This window comes from Rheinheimera oceanensis, from assembly GCF_018831085.1.
GTDB classification, from domain to species: Bacteria; Pseudomonadota; Gammaproteobacteria; order Enterobacterales; family Alteromonadaceae; genus Alishewanella; species Alishewanella oceanensis.
Genome location: NZ_JAGPNM010000001.1, coordinates 491,710 through 508,406, shown reverse-complemented (window position 1 = coordinate 508,406; position 16,697 = coordinate 491,710). Strand labels below are relative to the sequence as shown.

Sequence of the window (16,697 nt, the reverse complement as noted above, 5' to 3'; positions counted from 1 at the left end):
AGGAGTTACGTTATGTCTACAAGAGCCTCAGAGATTATTCAAGTAGTGGTAAATCTGGAAAACGGTGAGCCAGTATTTAGCTACCAAACACCTGGCGGTGAGCCATGTACTGGCGATGTCACCGTTACCGAAGCCAGTACTATTACCTATCAACTAAAAGATAACACCGGTAAAGGTTTAAAATTTTCTGGTGTCGGTTTTATAACACCTTTTGATGGCATTATTGATGCGGTGACTGTTAGCAGTGACGGCCAGTATGTGCAGATGCTGGATATGGATCAAACAGCCGGTACGACTAAATTTCAGTTTGTGCTAACCAACAGCACAAATACGTTACTGGTGTTAAGCCCGGATCCACAAGTTAAGAATGATCCAAATTAATTCTTATAGCTTCGCTATCTAGATAATTTAGTATCAGTCAAAGCCCCGAAAGGGGTTTTTTAGTCTTTTAAAATCAATAGATTAAATCAGAAGGTTGTCAGAAGGTTGTTTATATAGCTAAAGGTTAAAGTTTGCTGCAGATAAGCCAACTGTAGCGGGATAACCTGATGACTAATTCCAACCGCAAAAACGAACTTCGGCCTTTGGCTCTGAATGATGACAGCTTATGGTCTGATGATGGCTGCAAAGATTTGTCGCCGGGAATGGAAGTGGGCAGTTTTATTCAGTACCTGGCGGAAGCTGTGTTAGTGGTTAGCCCGGATGGCGTTATTGAGTGTGCCAATGCCAAGGCGGCGTTATTGCTTAACTGTGTAGATAAACCGCTGATTGGCCAGCAATGGCCGGAATTTTTAATGGGCCGCTGCCAGCAGCAGTATCAGGGCCTGGTAAAAATGGTAGCTAAACGGGTATTGTCGCTACAGGCTGGCCCTACTGAAATGGCGCTGCGCTGTGCCGATGGCGAGGTAAAAGATATTGAGCTGTCGGTATCGTTTTTGCCTGAACCAGAGGCGCACTTAGTACTGGTAATGCGCGACCTTACGCGCTACAAAGCTGAATACGAAAAACTGCGCCTGCAGGCTTCTACCGATGCATTAACCGGCCTGGCTAACCGCCGTGCCTTTGATGAGCAGTTACAACAGCAGTGGCAACAGTGCACTGCTGCCAGACGGCCGCTGAGTGTAGTGATTATTGATATCGACTTTTTTAAACATTTTAACGATCGCTACGGCCATATTCAGGGCGATGCCTGCCTGCGTAAAGTGGCCGGTGCCATAGTGCAGGCGATGCCGGTGGATGCCAAGCTGGCTGCCCGTTACGGCGGCGAAGAGTTTGCACTGATATTGCCGCATCACAACGAAATCATGGCACTGCAGGTTGCCCGCGATGTACAGCAGGCGGTGCGTCAGCTGCAATTTACTGACGCGGGCTTACCTGCCGCGCTAACGGTGTCAGTAAGCCAGGGTATTGCCACTGAAATTAACGGCCAATACCGTACCAGCATGGCATTGCTGTGTGCCGCCGATACGGCGTTGTACCGTGCCAAGGCCGATGGCCGTGATTGTATTAACAGCAGTGACTAAAAAGTAGCCACTGCTTTGCTTAAGAGCTGGCAATTACCGACCAGAGCATTTTAAGGCTAAGCAGCATTAGTAGTACACCAAATACCCGTTTTAATGTGGCTACCGGTAATTTATGCGCCAGCCTGGCACCAAGCGGTGCACTGACAAAACTGGCAGCCGACATTAACAACACACCGGGTAAATACACCAGGCCGACAGCATAGGGCAACTCCAGCCCCGGCTGGCTGTTAAGCATGTAGCCTGCGGTGCCGGCAATTGAAATAGGTAAGCCTACAGCAGCCGAGGTGCCAATGGCTTTTTTAATATCAATGCTGCGTGAGGTAAGGTAGGGCACCGTTAACGATCCCCCGCCAATAGACACTATGGCAGATACCGCACCAATACCGGCGCCGGCAGCTATCAGCTCAGTTTTGGAAGCATGCTTTTCGCCGCCGGCAGGCTTTTTATTGCGCAACATATTTATGGCGACATAACCCATAAACAGGGCGAAAAAAATAGCCAGATACAACGAGTTTACTTTGGCTGCCACAAAGGTGGCCAGAAAGGTACCAATAATAACGCCCGGAGCCATGGTTTTAACCAGCGGCCATAGCACACCACCTCTGGTATGGTGCGCGCGCATGCTGGAGACAGATGTCATAACAATAGCGGCCATTGACGTACCCAGCGCCAGATGCACCACATGTTCTGCTGCTATACCCTGTGCCAGAAAAAGACTGGTAAGCAATGGCACCATAATACCACCACCACCTATGCCCAACAGCCCTGCCATAAAGCCGGCAAAGCTACCCAATAATAAAAATGCCAATAACCACTCTACAGCCATACCAAACCTTCAATTATTAATGTAGCCGTTGAATGTTTCCCACTTTGGGAAACCGGCAAAAAAACATCTTATCTGATCTGAAACCTGCTTGCAGAACACTTTTTGTCATAAATTTGCCTTACAGCCGTGTTATAACTGCGCCCGCTATGAATAAATACTTATATTTTTTACGTCACGCTACCGCAGAGGTGATCCGGCCTAATCAGCTGGATATAGACCGCTGTCTGATAGAAAAAGGCCGTTTACAGGCACGCCGCGTTGCTGCGTTTATGCAGCGTCACAGCATTATGGTTGAAACAGTGCTTAGCAGCCCGTATCCAAGGGCGATGCAAACAGCAGCTATTGTCTGCAAAGAAGCCGGTTTTACCGCCGCCAGTGAGCAAGCCTGGCTGGCGCTGGAAACGCCAACCGACGTTGCTTATAGCCATGTAACAGAGCAACTCACTACGCTACCGGCGCACAGCTTACTGGTGGGGCATGAGCCAGATTTCTCTGCCCTGATAAGCCGCTTGCTGGGTAGCGACAAGCTATTGCTTAATATCCGTAAATCGTCATTAACCTGTATTGGTTTTTGCAGTGAAAGTGGCCGCTTTGAATTACAGTGGTCAGTACCGGCACGCTTTATGTAATAACAAAGGTGTGATGGCAAAGCTGTATTGCCATTGGCCACGCAGTGCGGCAAAGTAAGTAAAATTTCTTCTACTTACGGTTATGCAGCATTATTTATTTGTTTACGGCACCCTGCGGCAAAATGCCAATCATCCTATGTATCAGCTACTGGCACAGCACAGCCGCTTTATTGGCAAAGCACGCTATCAGGCCAGGTTGTATCAGGTAGATTATTATCCCGGCGCAGTACCATCGAATAATGCAGCCGATCAGGTGGTGGGAGAGCTGTATCAACTGCAACAACCAGAACCTCTGCTAGCAGCCTTGGATAATTACGAAGAATGCAGCCCTCAGTTTACACCGCCACACGAGTATCGGCGTGAACTGCAAAGTATCATGCCGGAGAATGGTGGTCGGGTTCTGGCCTGGGTGTATGTGTATAACCGCAACACTGACGGGCTGACGTTAATTCAGAACGGCGATTTTCTGGCTGATAAAATCGTGCAGTAAATTCCATGTTTAATTTGATAAGTGTAAAGTAATGCTTTACACTTTTGTCATTGGTGAGGGAGCAACATGGCGATAAAGAACTTTAAGCACAAAGGCCTGAAGAAACTTTTTCTGCATGGCGACCATAGCGGTGTGCAACCAAAGCACGCTGTAAAGCTTACGATAATTCTTGATGCCATCGCTGCATCACATCAACCAAGAGATTTGCGCGCACTGTTTCAGGCGAAGTTTGCGGAAAAAGTAGGTTCCGGAGCAGGTGTTTATTCGATTGAGGTTAATGGCAACTGGCGCGTGACGTTTGAACTGGAAGACGATGGTGCGGTGTTATTGGATTATCGCGATTATCACGGTAAGCAAATCCGCGCTCAGAAATAGCGCATCTAATGCCGGTAACAATCTGGAGGATACTATGGAAAAAATGACGCGTTGTCCCACGCATCCGGGGGTGATTTTTCGTATCCAGATCCTGGAAGAAAATGCTATATCGGTAACCAAAGCTGCCAAAGCATTGGGTGTTTCCCGTACTACCATGAGCAATTTTTGCCATGGTCATATACCGTGCTCAGTTGATTTGGCGCAGCGTATCGCGCTGGCGACAGACAGTAATGTCGGGTTGTGGATTAATCTGCAGGCTAATTATGATGCCTGGCAGGCAGAACACGGCGAGCAGCCAAAAGTTGAAAAGCTGATATTAAACAGCGCCGCCTGAATATCGTATTAAAACAGGTGGAGAAGGGCGGCGACTTTATCTATCTGCGCCACACCGATTTATCAGAACTCCCGCATTAAGTTTTTCCGCCCGGACTTGTGCGAGCATGCAGTAAGCAAAGTAGAGCAGGGCAGCCGTTATTTGCTGAGTATTGGCTGGGTGAGATTGTAATTAAAAAAGGCCGCAACGCGGCCTTTGGGTAAGTAAAACATGGCTTAATGACGGAAGTGTCTTACGCCGGTAAATACCATTGCCATGCCGTGCTCGTCTGCGGCGGCGATTACTTCAGCGTCGCGCATTGAGCCACCTGGCTGAATTACGGCGGTAATGCCAGCTGCGGCTGCAGCGTCGATACCGTCGCGGAACGGGAAGAAGGCGTCTGAGGCCATTACTGAGCCTTTTACTTCCAGCTTCTCGTCTGCAGCCTTAATACCAGCAATTTTCGCACTGTATACGCGGCTCATTTGCCCAGCACCAACACCTATGGTCATACTGTCTTTTACGTATACAATCGCATTGGATTTGACAAACTTAGCTACCTTCCAGCAGAACAGTAAGTCTTTTAACTCTTGTTCGGTAGGCTGGCGCTTGGTCACTACTTTTAAGTCATCCGCAGTAATTTTTGCCTGATCGCGATCCTGCAACAACATGCCGCCGTTTACCTGTTTAATATCCAGTGCAGGTACGGCGGCGCTGAATTCACCACATACCAGCAGGCGTACGTTCGGCTTAGTGCCAACCACGGCAACGGCCGCAGCCGTAGCTGAAGGCGCAATAATCACTTCGACAAACTGGCGGCTGACAATTTCTTTTGCTGTGGTTTCATCCAACTCGCGATTAAAGGCGATAATGCCGCCAAACGCTGAGGTTGGATCGGTCTGGTAGGCACGGTTATAGGCTGCCAGAATCGAATCACCAATGGCGACGCCGCACGGGTTAGCGTGTTTAACAATAACGCAGGCCGGTTCAGCAAATTCTTTTACGCATTCCAGTGCGGCATCGGTATCGGCGATATTGTTGTATGACAATGCCTTACCCTGTAGCTGTGTGGCAGTAGACACTGAGGCTTCAGTAATACCGTCCTGCACATAAAAGGCCGCGCTCTGGTGGCTGTTTTCGCCGTAGCGTAAGTCTTGTTTCTTCACGAACTGGCTGTTAAAAGTACGCGGGAACTTAGTTGCCGGCTCTGCCGGTGTATCATAGGCCGGTAACATGGCGCCAAAATAGTTGGCTATCATGCCGTCGTACTGTGCGGTGTGTTCAAAAGCGCTGATCGCCAGACTAAAGCGGGTGGCGTGAGTGGTTGCGCCGCTGTTGGCCTGCATTTCTGCCAGTACGGTGTCGTAGTCTTTGGCATTAACAACAATGGTCACATCTTTGTGGTTTTTTGCCGCCGCACGCACCATAGTCGGGCCGCCGATGTCGATATTTTCCACCGCATCTTCCAGCGTACAGCCTGGCTTGGCTACGGTGCTGGCAAACGGATACAGGTTTACTACCACTAAGTCTATAGGGCCGATATTGTTGTCTGCCATTACGCTTTCATCTACGCCGCGCCGGGCTAAAATACCACCGTGAATTTTCGGGTGCAGGGTTTTTACCCGGCCGTCCATAATTTCCGGATGGCCGGTGTAGTCAGACACTTCTGTAACCTTAATGCCTTGTTCGGTCAACAGTTTGGCAGTGCCGCCGGTTGACAGTATATCTACCTGTTGCGCGGCCAGCGCACGGGCGAACTCTACAATACCGGTTTTGTCTGACACACTCAGCAGTGCGCGGCGGATGGGTCTTAATGTCGTCATGCTTAGACTCTCTTGTAGCTTGCAGAAATCAGATTTTAACCTAACCAATAAAAAAGCACCCGAAGGTGCTTAGTGGCGGGGCGCTGGCCCCGCGGTGGCATTAACTCATGCCGTACTGTTTAAGCTTCTTGCGCAGCGTGCCGCGGTTGATGCCCATCAGGTTAGCCGCGCGGGTTTGGTTACCGCGGGTATATTTCATCACTTCTTCCAGTAACGGACGCTCTAATTCAGATAATACCAGTTCATATAAATCGTTAACGTCCTGACCGTTTAATTGCTGCAGGTAGTTAGCTACTGCTTTTTGCGCGGCAGTGCTTAAAGCTTGTGGCTTTTCCTGCGTTTGTACGTGGGCGTTAGTAATAAATGGCGAAGTAACGTTCGAATTAAACATTGCTTTTCTCTTTTACGTTAGGTTGCTGCTAGTTGATGAAAATAGTCATTTAAGGCGTCAAGCTGTTGCTTAGCACATTCAATGCCATTGAATTCACTACGAAAATCTCCGAGCTTGTCGTGCTCAGCTAAATACCAGCCCACATGCTTGCGGGCAATGCGGGAACCGGCATGCTCACCATAAAGCTGGTGTAAACCCTGCACATGTTCCTGCATGATCTGACGTACTTCGGCTATGCCGGGGGGCGCCAGTTTGTCGCCAGTGGCCAGATAATGCACCACTTCGCGGAAAATCCATGGCCGTCCCTGCGCTGCGCGGCCAATCATAATGGCGTCAGCACCGGTGTAATCCAGCACATAGCGCGCTTTTTCCGGCCCGGTGATGTCGCCATTGGCAATTACCGGGATTGACACACTTTGTTTAATGGCGCGGATGGTGTCATATTCCGCTTCACCTTTGTACATGCAGGCGCGTGTCCTGCCGTGTACCGCCAGCGCCTGTATGCCATTATCCTGTGCAATACGGGCAATCTGAATACCGTTTTTGTGCTCTGGATCCCAGCCGGTGCGTATTTTTAACGTAACCGGTACCTTAACCGCATCGACCACAGCGCGTACAATTTGTTCCACTAAATCCGGGTACTGCAATAACGCAGAGCCAGCCAGTTTCTTGTTCACTTTTTTCGCCGGGCAACCCATGTTGATGTCGATAATATCGGCACCGATGTCAACATTATATTGGGCGGCTTCAGCCATTTGCTGTGGATCTGCACCAGCAATTTGTACTGAACGAATACCTGATTCTTGCCGGTGGCCCATGCGATTTTGTGATTTTTCGCTTTGCCATACCAACGGGTTGCTCGACAGCATTTCAGACACAGCTAATGCTGCACCAAAACGCCGGCAAAGCTCACGAAAAGTGTGATCGGTTACTCCGGCCATCGGAGCACAAATTACCTTGTTCGTTAACTGATATGGACCTATGCGCACCACTGAATCCAAGGCTCTACCCGTAAGGGGCGCTAAGTTTACGGATTTTTTCCGCCAAAGCAAAGGCTATTATTTAAACAAAAGTATAAATTTACTGGCCTTTGCTGTCTTGACATTCGCTAAACGGCTGAAAATTGGTGTTTTGTAAAGCTGAGACAACAGTAGGATGCGGGGTGGCGAAAATGAAAATTGTAACGCTGTTGGTTTTGTGACCAGGGAAATGATGGAGTTTTGATAGCAATCCGGTAGTTCCGTTGTAAACGCAAAAGCGGTATGCCCACACCAACACGCCGTAAATACGTCCCTGTAGGCTCGACTAAGGCATCCATGCCTTCAACGGTTGGTTTAGGGCATACCACTTTTGCTGCCAGAGTATTGAGCCCGATGCCTAAGTTCCCAGCCAATCTACCTGGCCGCGTGCCTGGCGCCGTTTTATCATCAGCTCTTCAATCAGCGGCGTTAAAATCAGCTCCATTGCCAGGCCCATTTTACCGCCCGGTACCACCAGGGTATTAACCCGCGACATAAAGGCGCCGTTGATCATTTGCAGGTAGTAGGGGAAATCTACGTGCTTAATGCCGCGAAAGCGGATCACCACAAAGCTTTCATCCAGTGACGGTATATCTTTGGCGCTGAACGGGTTAGAGGTGTCTACCGTAGGCACACGCTGAAAGTTAATATGGGTGCGCGAAAATTGCGGTGTGATATGGTTAATGTAGTCATCCATACTGCGCACTATGCTGGCTTGCACGGCCTCCCGGCTGTGGCCGCGCTCAGAGGTATCGCGGATAATTTTCTGGATCCACTCCAGGTTAACTATCGGCACCATGCCGATCAGCAAATCAACATGCTGGGCAACATTATGTTGCCCGGTAACGGCACCGCCATGCAGGCCTTCGTAAAATAATAAGTCGGTGTTGGCGCGTAAATCCTGCCATGGGGTAAAAGTACCCGGTAACTGGTTATAAGGCACGGCCTCGTCAAAAGTGTGCAGATAATGGCGTATTTTACCGCAGCCGGTTTCGCCATAGCTGGCAAAAAAGTTTTCCAGCGCGCCAAAATCATTCGCTTCAGGGCCAAAGTAGCTAATGTACTTACCGGCTTCTTTGGCTTTGCGGATCTCTACTTCCATTTCCGGGCGGCTGAAACGGTGAAAACTATCACCTTCAACAAAGGCGGCATCTATATCCAGCGTGCGGAAAATATGCTGAAAGGCAGTAGAGGTTGTGCTGGTACCGGCGCCGGAGGAACCGGTAATAGCAATAATGGGGTTTTTATGTGACATAGGCGCGGCCCGCTAAGCTAACTGAACCTCACCTTAAAGCATCCGGTTAAGCTGGCGCAACTGTTTATTGTTATGTTAATGACACTATAGCCGCTAAGTAATTGAATTACCTTAGCGGCAGCCCGCAGTTAGCGTTAAAACTGAAAGGTGGCAATTAACGGATCATGATCGGACGAGCGGTACGGCGAGGGGGCGTACAATAGCTGTTGCAGGTTGTCGCTTTTAAATTCGACGTTGTAATCCAGTAATACCGGTTCATCGGCGTTAATAGCCCAGTGCTGCATAGACGCCAGGTTTTTTGCCAGCGCGGGGCTTGCCAGTGCATGGTCAAGCGAACCGGTGCGGCCACGATAAACATAAGAATACTGTGAACCAGTTTCTGCTTTGAGGTATGTCCAGCCTTGCTGCTCCAGCATTTTCACCGGATCTTCCATCCGGTAAGCATTTAAATCGCCGAGAATAATCTGCTTACCGGTTTTTACACCGGTGGGCTGGCTGGCAAGCCAGTCGCTCAGTGCTTTAGCTGACAAAGTACGCAGTGCGTTCCAGCACGCCTGGCCATCGTGCTGATCGGCATCGTTCGATGCAGTATCTTTCGGGCAACTGCCTTTGGATTTAAAGTGGTTAATGCTGACAGTAACCAGCTCATTTGACTGCAGATGGCGGAAGCTCTGCGCCAGTGGCGGCCGGCTGCCCCAGTCAAAAGGCTTACCCAGCAACATAGCTGCGTTACCTTCCACGCTAACGCTTGACGGCCGGTACAGCAAAGCAACTTTAATAGCATCAGAGCCGGGCTGTTCTTTAGTAATAATAAAGCGGTAAGGTTTGCCGGCCACTTTGTTTAGTGCTGTTGTCAAACTGGCTAAAGCGCCTTTTGGGCTGTAGCCATTGTTTTCTACTTCCAGCAGGCCAATGATATCTGCGTCCAGCGCAGCAAGCGCTACTATCAATTTAGCCTGTTGCCGCTCCAGCTCTGCGGCTGTGTCGGCACCGCGGCGGGTAGGGAAGGGTTGTGGCTGGCCTTCGCCATTAAAGTAATTAAGCACATTAAAGCTGGCTATGCGCAGAGCTTTGGCTGGCTTTGGTTGCGGTTTTGCCGGGCGTGGATTTTGCGCATTAAACTGCGGCATTTTTGTTGGCAGCAACCGGTAGCCACGCTCGTCTTGCAGCAATACACCCTCAACACCAGTTAGCGTATCGCCGATACGTAAAGTATTGTCTGCTGTTAAACCGCCATTGGGGAATAACAGCGGATCCGGGTTTTGCTGATACAGGCCATCGTCCAGCACCAGCATATGCCGTTCTTGCTGCGTTCTGGTTAGGGCTGCAGCCTCTTTGCCGGGTAACATGACCTCAGTGGCAGCCATCAGGCGTTTATCGGCCAGCGTTATTTCGCCGTAGCGGCCCAGGCTGTAGGTATCATTAACGGTAAGCGGCTGTTCAAAACGTAACCAGGCACCTTCCAGTTGCTCCCAGCTTTGCCCGGCCGGTAATGGCAGCCTCAGTGTAAACGGCTGTATGTTTGAAGAACGGCCGCAATCACTGATCCTGCTGACGTTGGTCAGGCTGGTAAGCTGGTTAATTTCGGCAACAGTGCCGCTTATTTGTAGTAACTGGCCCGGTTGATAAGTAGTAGCTGCCTCGGTATGTGCAATAAACAGGCTTGACGAAGCTGCACTGTTACCCGGTTCTGTAGCCCGCAGCACTATACCGGCCGCTTTGCTGTCAGGATATACTACGGCGGTGACAACTCCCCGTGTAGTGAGCTGCTGACCTGCCAGCGGACTGCTGTCACCGGTGCCCTGAATATCTTGTATAACGGTATAGTCAGCAGTGCATTCGGCTACCGCCGCTGCGCTTAGCAGGACGGAGCTTAATAGTAAAAACGCGTTTACCTTCATTACTACTTTTGCTCTCTGGCAATAGCGCGGTAACCTATGTCGGTACGGCAGAACATGCCATCCCAGCTAATTTTATCTGCCAGCTTGTAGGCCGCCTGTTGTGCTGCTGTCACATTAGTACCCAGGGCTGTGGCGCATAGCACCCGCCCGCCGTTGGTTACAACGTGAGTATCTTTTAGCTCAGTACCGGCATGGAATACTTTAGCTGTGGCACTGTCAGCACCGTCTAAGCCACTAATGATTTTGCCTTTGGCATAAGTATCAGGGTAGCCTCCGGCTGCCAGCACTACGCCTACTGCAGCCTGCTGGCTGAACTTAATGTGCTTACCGGCCAGAGCTGTTTGGGTAGCAGCTAAACACAGCTCTACTAAGTCAGATTCCAGCCGCAGCATAATCGGCTGGGTTTCCGGGTCGCCAAAGCGGCAGTTAAACTCCAGCACTTTGGCGCTGCCATCCGGCGCTATCATTAAACCGGCATATAAAAAGCCGGTAAATACTGTACCTTCTGCAGCCATACCGTTTACGGTGGGGTAAATAACATTTTGCATTACCCAATCGTGCACCGCTGCTGTTACCACCGGTGCCGGCGAATAGGCGCCCATACCTCCGGTGTTGGGGCCTTTGTCGGCATTATCACGTGCTTTATGGTCCTGTGAAGACGCAAACGGCAGTGCCGTAGTGCCATCAACCATCACAATAAATGAAGCTTCTTCCCCGGTTAAAAACTCTTCTACCACAACACGGCTGCCGGCATCGCCAAATTTATTGCCGGATAACATATCGTCAATTGCCGCAGCGGCTTCTTCCTGCGTTTGTGCAATGATCACACCTTTACCGGCGGCTAAACCATCGGCTTTAATCACTACCGGCGTGCCCAACTTTTGCGCGAAGGCTTTGGCCGGGGCTGTTTCGGTAAAGTTTTGGTAAGCCGCAGTAGGAATGTTATGCCGGGCTAAGAAGTCTTTGGCAAAGGCTTTAGAGCTTTCCAGCTGTGCTGCGGCCTTGGTTGGGCCAAAAATAGCTAACCCGGCAGCGCGAAAGGCGTCAACCACACCTTTGGCCAGCGGCGCTTCCGGGCCCACGATGGTCAGCTCAATGTTTTCTTGTTGGGCAAATGCCAGCAGGGCCGGCACGTCATCTGCCGCTATCGCAACGTTGGTTAGATTACTTTCGCGGGCCGTGCCTGCGTTACCCGGTGCAACAAATACCTTGCTGGCTAAAGGTGACTGTGCTGCTTTCCAGGCCAGTGCATGCTCGCGGCCACCGCCGCCTATTACCAATACTTTCATTTAGCTTTCCGTTAGTTATTCAAAAAAGTGTGCAATAAAGGTTATTCAATATCAGTTTATTTAGTGACAGGTTTGCGAAACTTCAGTGTCATGCGGTCACTTTCGCCGATGGCCAGATATTTCTCTTTATCCTGCTCTTTTAACTGCAGTACCGGCGGTAATGTCCAAACGCCGCCCGGATGATCTGCAGTATCTTTCGGGTTGGCATTTATTTCGCTGCTGCTGTCAAAAACAAAACCGGCTTTTTCTGCCAGCGTAATGGCTAACTGCTGTGGAAAATAGCCTGACTTCATCCACTCGCCGGTCATTTTACCGGCCGGTAAACGGTGTTCTACCACGCCCAGCACACCACCGGGTTTTAATGCGTTATAGAAGTCTTTAAAAATAGCGACCATACCGTCATCTCCGCCATTACTGTACCAGTTGTGCAGATTACGGAAGGTCAAAACCACATCTGCGCTACCGGCAGGGGCAATGGCAGCGCTGTTGCCCGGGGCAAAGTCGGTTAACTGCACGCGGTTATATATAGGGTTAGCAGAGAGTTTTTCGACAAAGGCAGCGCGGTTGCGCTTGTAATAATCAGAGGTGCTATCGGCAGGGAAATGCGCAGCATAATAAGTGCCGTGCGCGGCCAGTAATGGCGCCAGAATCTCAGTGTACCAGCCGCCGCCCGGGGATATTTCTACCACTGTGCTGTCGGGTTTAACTTCAAAAAACGCTAAGGTAGCAACCGGATTACGGTATTTGTCGCGGGCGACATTTGCCGGGCTGCGTGTTTGATGATCTACCGCCAATTGTAAGGCTTCAGTGTGATCAGTTTTACCGGCATCAGCATGGGTTAGTGGGCTTAGCAGAACAGCGGACAGCGCAAGAGCAAGTTTTATTGTTTTCATCTTCGTGGTTCCCTGTTGTAAAAGTGGCGCTAGTGTAGCAAAACAATAGCCAAAAAGCAGGTTGCACCGGTGCATTAATCTGTATTATACGGATGGCCAGACTGCTATTTTATCGTCAACAAATGCGTAAGGCTATGCTAGAATGCCTGCCCTTTTACGCGGGAAGCCTTATGTTAAAACAGATCCGTATCATTCTTGTGGGCACCACTCATACCGGCAATATTGGTTCGGTGGCCCGCGCCATGAAAACCATGGGCTTGTCAGAGTTGTATTTAGTGGCGCCCAAAGAGTTGCCCGACGGCCAGGCCTATGCGCTATCTGCCGGGGCCAGCGATATTTTGGCCAATGCTAAAGTGTTCGATACGCTTGAACAGGCAATAAGAGATTGCAGTTTAGTGGTGGGCAGCAGCGCGCGTTCGCGTACTTTAAGCTGGCCAATGCTGGAGCCGCGTGAATGCGGTGTTAAAGCGGTACACGAGGCGGCTACCCAGCCGGTAGCGCTGGTGTTTGGCCGTGAAAGCAGTGGTTTAACCAATGAAGAGCTGCAATTGTGTAACTACCACGTTTGTATTCCGGCTAACCCGGAATACAGCTCGCTGAATTTAGCCATGGCAGTGCAAATTGTAACTTACGAAGTGCGTATGGCCTGGCTGCAAAAAGAGTTACAGCAGCAAGCTGCTGCGTCAACAGCTAACGATGTGGCTTACCCTAGCAGCGAGCAGATGAACAGCTTTTATCAACATCTGGAACAAACGTTGAACGATACCGGCTTTATTATCAGGCAGCACCCCGGTGTGGTTATGACCAAACTGAAACGTTTATTTACCCGGGCCCGGCCGGAAGAGGCTGAATACAACATATTGCGCGGCATTTTAACTTCGGTGCAGCGTTATGGCCGCAAGGCTCAGGGCGAGAAGGAGTAGCGCATGTTTGCCGGTATCAAAGAAGATATCAAAAGTGTGTTTGAACGCGACCCGGCTGCACGTAGCAGCTTTGAGATACTAACCACTTACCCTGGTTTGCATGCCATCTGGTGGCATCGTGTTTGTCATAAGCTGTGGCGGGGTAACTGGAAATGGCTGGCGCGTTTTCTAAGCACTGTTGCGCGCTGGCTTACCGGGGTAGAAATTCACCCGGGGGCTAAAATCGGCCGGCGCTTTTTTATCGATCATGGTATGGGTGTGGTGATAGGCGAAACCGCTGAAATCGGCGATGATGTTACCCTGTATCATGGCGTTACGCTGGGCGGCACCAGCTGGAATCCGGGCAAACGTCACCCTACTTTGGGTAACGGAGTGGTTATTGGTGCCGGCGCCAAGGTGCTCGGCCCGCTGTATGTCGGTGAAAATGCCCGTATTGGTTCTAATGCGGTAGTGGTAAAAGATGTACCGGCCGGCGCCACCGTAATAGGCATTCCCGGCCGTATTGTGGCTAAAGCTGATGTTGAGGTTAGTGCCGGGCGCAAACAGCTGGCGCAAAAATTTGGTTTTGACGCTTATGCAGTGGCCGCCGATAACCCCGACCCGGTGGCCAATGCCATTGGCCGTATGCTGGACCATATTCAGCTGTTGGATAACAAAGTAGGCGAGTTATGCCACAGCATAAATCAGCTCGGTGGTAATGTTTGCGAAGAAGTGCCGACAGTGAATATTGAAGAAGAAGACTTTAAGTTAGCTGAGCAGCGCGCGGCACAAGAGCGCAAACGTGACGTAGAAGCTTTTGACCCGACCATTTAATGGAACCTTAATTCTGAATACCTGACTAATACAGTAGGTTATTAATACTTGACTAAAACAGTCGGGAATGTACAATGGCGCCATTGTTTTCAGGGAGCAAACCATGAGATTAACATCGAAAGGCCGCTACGCGGTAACGGCTATGCTGGATGTAGCCTTACACACAGCAACCGGGCCGGTGCCACTGGCTGATATTTCAGAACGTCAGGGCATTTCGTTGTCATATCTTGAACAATTGTTTGCCCGTTTACGTAAACAGGGTTTGGTTAGCAGTGTACGCGGGCCTGGCGGTGGTTATCAGCTGGGGCGTGAAGCGGGCAGTATCTCAGTATCAGATGTAATAAGCGCAGTCGATGAGTCGGTAGACGCTACCCGCTGTCAGGGCAAATCTGACTGCCATAGCGGTACGCGCTGTTTAACCCATACCTTGTGGAGTGACTTAAGCCACCGCATTGAAGACTTTCTTACCGGAATTACGCTGGGCGAGCTGGTAAATAAGCAAGATGTACAATATCTGGCAAAACGGCAGAACAGCCGTATTGTAAAAAATCCGGCAACTGATATCGAAGTCAGCTGCCAGCTGTAGGCAACACGGAGCAAAGAATGAAGCTACCTATTTATCTGGATTACGCTGCAACTACCCCGGTCGATGCCCGGGTAGCAGAAAAAATGATGCAGTTTTTAACAATGGACGGCGAGTTTGGTAACCCGGCGTCGCGTTCGCATCGTTTTGGCTGGCAAGCAGAAGAGGCGGTAGAAATTGCCCGCAGCCAGATTGCAGAGCTGGTAAATGCAGATCCACGAGAAATTGTATTTACCTCAGGTGCTACCGAATCGAATAATCTGGCCATTAAAGGCGCAGCCGATTTTTACCGTAAAAAAGGCAAGCACCTGATCACGGTTAAAACCGAGCACAAAGCCACGCTGGATACTATGCGCCAGCTGGAGCGCGAAGGTTATGAAGTTACCTACCTTGAACCGCAAACCGATGGCTTGATTACGGTTGCCATGCTTGAGGCGGCTATCCGGCCAGACACCAGTGTTGTCAGCGTAATGTTTGTTAACAACGAAATTGGTGTGGTACAGGATATTGCCGCCATTGGCGAGCTGTGCCGCAGTAAAGGTATTATTTTTCATGTAGATGCAGCACAGGCAGCAGGCAAGCTGGATATTGATTTACAGGCGTTGAAAGTGGATTTAATGTCCTTCTCCGGCCACAAAGCTTATGGCCCTAAAGGCATAGGTGCCTTGTTTGTGCGGCGTAAACCACGTATCCGTTTAGAAGCACAGATGCACGGCGGCGGCCATGAACGTGGTATGCGTTCAGGTACGTTACCAACGCACCAGATTGTCGCTATGGGTGAAGCTTTCCGGTTAGCTAAGCTGGAAATGCACGATGAAATTAAGCGTATTACTGCGCTGCGCGACAGGTTGATAAACGGTGTGAAAGACATTGAGCAGGTGTTTTTAAACGGTAACCGCGAACACCGCGTGCCGCATATTACCAATATCAGCTTTAACTATGTTGAAGGTGAGTCGCTGATTATGGCACTGAAAGATATCGCCGTATCGTCGGGCTCTGCCTGTACATCTGCCAGCCTGGAGCCATCTTATGTGCTGCGTGCCCTGGGCATGAGTGACGAGTTAGCACACAGTTCTATCCGTTTCAGTATCGGCCGTTACACCACCGAAGCGCAGATTGATCATACGATTAAAATTGTGCATCAGGCGATTGAAAAACTGCGCGCAATGTCGCCACTGTGGGACATGTACAAAGATGGCGTCGATTTAAACACTGTAGCCTGGGTTGCGCATTAAGCGCGCTGGCTGCATACAGAGGTAACTATCATGGCATACAGTAATAAAGTAATCGATCACTACGAAAACCCGCGCAATGTTGGCTCATTTGATAAAGATGATGCCAGTGTTGCCACCGGTATGGTAGGCGCACCAGCATGTGGCGACGTAATGAAGCTGCAAATTAAAGTAAATGCTGAGGGCATTATCGAAGATGCGAAATTCAAAACCTATGGCTGTGGCAGTGCTATTGCTTCCAGCTCTCTGGTAACAGAGTGGGTTAAAGGTAAAAGCCTGGACGAAGCGCAGCAAATTAAAAATACTGACATTGCCCAGGAGTTGGCGTTGCCGCCGGTAAAAATTCACTGCTCTATTCTGGCAGAAGATGCCATTAAAGCAGCGATTGCTGATTATAAGCAGAAACACGGAGGCTAAAC

Annotated in this window: 19 protein-coding genes; 11 read left to right on the top strand and 8 right to left on the bottom strand. The window is 50.1% G+C overall.

Features of this window, described 5'->3' with window-relative positions:
* The first annotated feature begins 12 nt into the window (after positions 1–12).
* Together J3B89_RS02395 and J3B89_RS02390 are read left to right on the top strand one after the other, a co-directional pair.
* Positions 13–381: a DP-EP family protein gene (locus tag J3B89_RS02395; RefSeq protein ID WP_215395904.1), complete on the top strand. Its 369-nt coding sequence runs from the start codon at positions 13–15 to the stop codon at positions 379–381.
* A gap of 167 nt (positions 382–548) precedes the next feature.
* Positions 549–1,523, top strand: coding sequence for a sensor domain-containing diguanylate cyclase (locus tag J3B89_RS02390; protein ID WP_215395903.1), 975 nt, complete (start codon positions 549–551; stop codon positions 1,521–1,523).
* Positions 1,524–1,542: 19 nt separating this feature from the next.
* Here J3B89_RS02390 and J3B89_RS02385 read toward each other — a convergent pair whose 3' ends face one another.
* A complete protein-coding gene (locus J3B89_RS02385) occupies positions 1,543–2,349 on the bottom strand; it encodes a sulfite exporter TauE/SafE family protein (protein WP_215395902.1) in 807 nt (268 codons plus the stop codon).
* Positions 2,350–2,495: 146 nt separating this feature from the next.
* On the opposite strand from J3B89_RS02385, the gene J3B89_RS02380 reads away from it, so the two are divergent.
* From J3B89_RS02380 to J3B89_RS02365, 4 genes are all read left to right on the top strand, one after another.
* Positions 2,496–2,978: a SixA phosphatase family protein gene (locus tag J3B89_RS02380; RefSeq protein WP_215395901.1), complete on the top strand. Its 483-nt coding sequence runs from the start codon at positions 2,496–2,498 to the stop codon at positions 2,976–2,978.
* Between the two features lie 82 nt (positions 2,979–3,060).
* Positions 3,061–3,468 (top strand): gamma-glutamylcyclotransferase family protein, encoded by a 408-nt coding sequence (locus J3B89_RS02375; RefSeq protein WP_215395900.1) that lies wholly within the window; start codon positions 3,061–3,063, stop codon positions 3,466–3,468.
* A 66-nt stretch (positions 3,469–3,534) separates the two neighbouring features.
* Entirely contained in the window at positions 3,535–3,843 is a 309-nt protein-coding gene (locus J3B89_RS02370; RefSeq protein WP_215395899.1) for a type II toxin-antitoxin system RelE/ParE family toxin, read from the top strand.
* A 34-nt stretch (positions 3,844–3,877) separates the two neighbouring features.
* Entirely contained in the window at positions 3,878–4,177 is a 300-nt protein-coding gene (locus tag J3B89_RS02365; RefSeq protein ID WP_215395898.1) for a HigA family addiction module antitoxin, read from the top strand.
* 215 nt (positions 4,178–4,392) lie between these two features.
* Here the strand turns inward: J3B89_RS02365 and purH are convergent, their stop codons facing one another.
* The 7 genes from purH to J3B89_RS02330 form a co-directional block, all read right to left on the bottom strand.
* Positions 4,393–5,979, bottom strand: a complete 1,587-nt coding sequence (gene purH, locus J3B89_RS02360; protein WP_215395897.1) for a bifunctional phosphoribosylaminoimidazolecarboxamide formyltransferase/IMP cyclohydrolase — start codon at positions 5,977–5,979, stop codon at positions 4,393–4,395.
* Between the two features lie 100 nt (positions 5,980–6,079).
* On the bottom strand, positions 6,080–6,370 hold the full coding sequence (fis, locus tag J3B89_RS02355) for a DNA-binding transcriptional regulator Fis (RefSeq protein ID WP_092789540.1): 291 nt from the start codon (positions 6,368–6,370) through the stop codon (positions 6,080–6,082).
* Positions 6,371–6,387: 17 nt separating this feature from the next.
* Complete coding sequence (dusB, locus tag J3B89_RS02350) at positions 6,388–7,359, bottom strand: tRNA dihydrouridine synthase DusB (protein WP_215396329.1); 972 nt, start codon at positions 7,357–7,359, stop codon at positions 6,388–6,390.
* Between the two features lie 388 nt (positions 7,360–7,747).
* Positions 7,748–8,644 (bottom strand): phosphoribulokinase, encoded by an 897-nt coding sequence (locus J3B89_RS02345; protein WP_215395896.1) that lies wholly within the window; start codon positions 8,642–8,644, stop codon positions 7,748–7,750.
* Positions 8,645–8,778: 134 nt separating this feature from the next.
* Positions 8,779–10,545 carry an ExeM/NucH family extracellular endonuclease gene (locus tag J3B89_RS02340; RefSeq protein WP_215395895.1) on the bottom strand — a complete coding sequence of 589 codons (1,767 nt, stop codon included), beginning with the start codon at positions 10,543–10,545 and terminating at the stop codon, positions 8,779–8,781.
* 2 nt (positions 10,546–10,547) lie between these two features.
* Positions 10,548–11,834 carry a phosphoribosylamine--glycine ligase gene (gene purD, locus J3B89_RS02335; RefSeq protein WP_215395894.1) on the bottom strand — a complete coding sequence of 429 codons (1,287 nt, stop codon included), beginning with the start codon at positions 11,832–11,834 and terminating at the stop codon, positions 10,548–10,550.
* 56 nt (positions 11,835–11,890) lie between these two features.
* The gene (locus J3B89_RS02330; RefSeq protein ID WP_215395893.1) at positions 11,891–12,727 is read right to left on the bottom strand and encodes a class I SAM-dependent methyltransferase; all 837 of its coding nucleotides are present in this window, start codon (positions 12,725–12,727) and stop codon (positions 11,891–11,893) included.
* A gap of 170 nt (positions 12,728–12,897) precedes the next feature.
* Between J3B89_RS02330 and trmJ the strand changes: the two genes are divergently transcribed.
* The 5 genes from trmJ (at position 12,898) to iscU (ending at position 16,695) form a co-directional block, all read left to right on the top strand.
* Positions 12,898–13,650, top strand: a complete 753-nt coding sequence (gene trmJ, locus J3B89_RS02325; protein WP_215395892.1) for a tRNA (cytosine(32)/uridine(32)-2'-O)-methyltransferase TrmJ — start codon at positions 12,898–12,900, stop codon at positions 13,648–13,650.
* A 3-nt stretch (positions 13,651–13,653) separates the two neighbouring features.
* The gene (gene cysE, locus J3B89_RS02320) at positions 13,654–14,463 is read left to right on the top strand and encodes a serine O-acetyltransferase (protein ID WP_215395891.1); all 810 of its coding nucleotides are present in this window, start codon (positions 13,654–13,656) and stop codon (positions 14,461–14,463) included.
* A gap of 103 nt (positions 14,464–14,566) precedes the next feature.
* Entirely contained in the window at positions 14,567–15,049 is a 483-nt protein-coding gene (gene iscR, locus J3B89_RS02315; RefSeq protein WP_068228327.1) for a Fe-S cluster assembly transcriptional regulator IscR, read from the top strand.
* 17 nt (positions 15,050–15,066) lie between these two features.
* Positions 15,067–16,281 (top strand): IscS subfamily cysteine desulfurase, encoded by a 1,215-nt coding sequence (locus tag J3B89_RS02310; protein ID WP_215395890.1) that lies wholly within the window; start codon positions 15,067–15,069, stop codon positions 16,279–16,281.
* Between the two features lie 30 nt (positions 16,282–16,311).
* On the top strand, positions 16,312–16,695 hold the full coding sequence (gene iscU, locus J3B89_RS02305; protein WP_215395889.1) for a Fe-S cluster assembly scaffold IscU: 384 nt from the start codon (positions 16,312–16,314) through the stop codon (positions 16,693–16,695).
* Positions 16,696–16,697 lie beyond the last annotated feature (2 nt).

Excerpts from the sequence above, each read along its gene's own strand:
- J3B89_RS02330 (WP_215395893.1), bottom strand. The coding sequence starts at position 12,727 with ATGAAAACAATAAAACTTGCTCTTGCGCTGTCCGCTGTTCTGCTAAGC.
- J3B89_RS02370 (WP_215395899.1), top strand. The coding sequence starts at position 3,535 with ATGGCGATAAAGAACTTTAAGCACAAAGGCCTGAAGAAACTTTTTCTG.
- trmJ (WP_215395892.1), top strand. The coding sequence starts at position 12,898 with ATGTTAAAACAGATCCGTATCATTCTTGTGGGCACCACTCATACCGGC.
- J3B89_RS02390 (WP_215395903.1), top strand. The coding sequence starts at position 549 with ATGACTAATTCCAACCGCAAAAACGAACTTCGGCCTTTGGCTCTGAAT.
- fis (WP_092789540.1), bottom strand. The coding sequence starts at position 6,370 with ATGTTTAATTCGAACGTTACTTCGCCATTTATTACTAACGCCCACGTA.
- J3B89_RS02310 (WP_215395890.1), top strand. The coding sequence starts at position 15,067 with ATGAAGCTACCTATTTATCTGGATTACGCTGCAACTACCCCGGTCGAT.
- J3B89_RS02365 (WP_215395898.1), top strand. The coding sequence starts at position 3,878 with ATGGAAAAAATGACGCGTTGTCCCACGCATCCGGGGGTGATTTTTCGT.
- J3B89_RS02345 (WP_215395896.1), bottom strand. The coding sequence starts at position 8,644 with ATGTCACATAAAAACCCCATTATTGCTATTACCGGTTCCTCCGGCGCC.
- purH (WP_215395897.1), bottom strand. The coding sequence starts at position 5,979 with ATGACGACATTAAGACCCATCCGCCGCGCACTGCTGAGTGTGTCAGAC.
- cysE (WP_215395891.1), top strand. The coding sequence starts at position 13,654 with ATGTTTGCCGGTATCAAAGAAGATATCAAAAGTGTGTTTGAACGCGAC.
- purD (WP_215395894.1), bottom strand. The coding sequence starts at position 11,834 with ATGAAAGTATTGGTAATAGGCGGCGGTGGCCGCGAGCATGCACTGGCC.
- J3B89_RS02380 (WP_215395901.1), top strand. The coding sequence starts at position 2,496 with ATGAATAAATACTTATATTTTTTACGTCACGCTACCGCAGAGGTGATC.
- iscU (WP_215395889.1), top strand. The coding sequence starts at position 16,312 with ATGGCATACAGTAATAAAGTAATCGATCACTACGAAAACCCGCGCAAT.
- J3B89_RS02375 (WP_215395900.1), top strand. The coding sequence starts at position 3,061 with ATGCAGCATTATTTATTTGTTTACGGCACCCTGCGGCAAAATGCCAAT.
- J3B89_RS02385 (WP_215395902.1), bottom strand. The coding sequence starts at position 2,349 with ATGGCTGTAGAGTGGTTATTGGCATTTTTATTATTGGGTAGCTTTGCC.
- iscR (WP_068228327.1), top strand. The coding sequence starts at position 14,567 with ATGAGATTAACATCGAAAGGCCGCTACGCGGTAACGGCTATGCTGGAT.
- J3B89_RS02340 (WP_215395895.1), bottom strand. The coding sequence starts at position 10,545 with ATGAAGGTAAACGCGTTTTTACTATTAAGCTCCGTCCTGCTAAGCGCA.
- J3B89_RS02395 (WP_215395904.1), top strand. The coding sequence starts at position 13 with ATGTCTACAAGAGCCTCAGAGATTATTCAAGTAGTGGTAAATCTGGAA.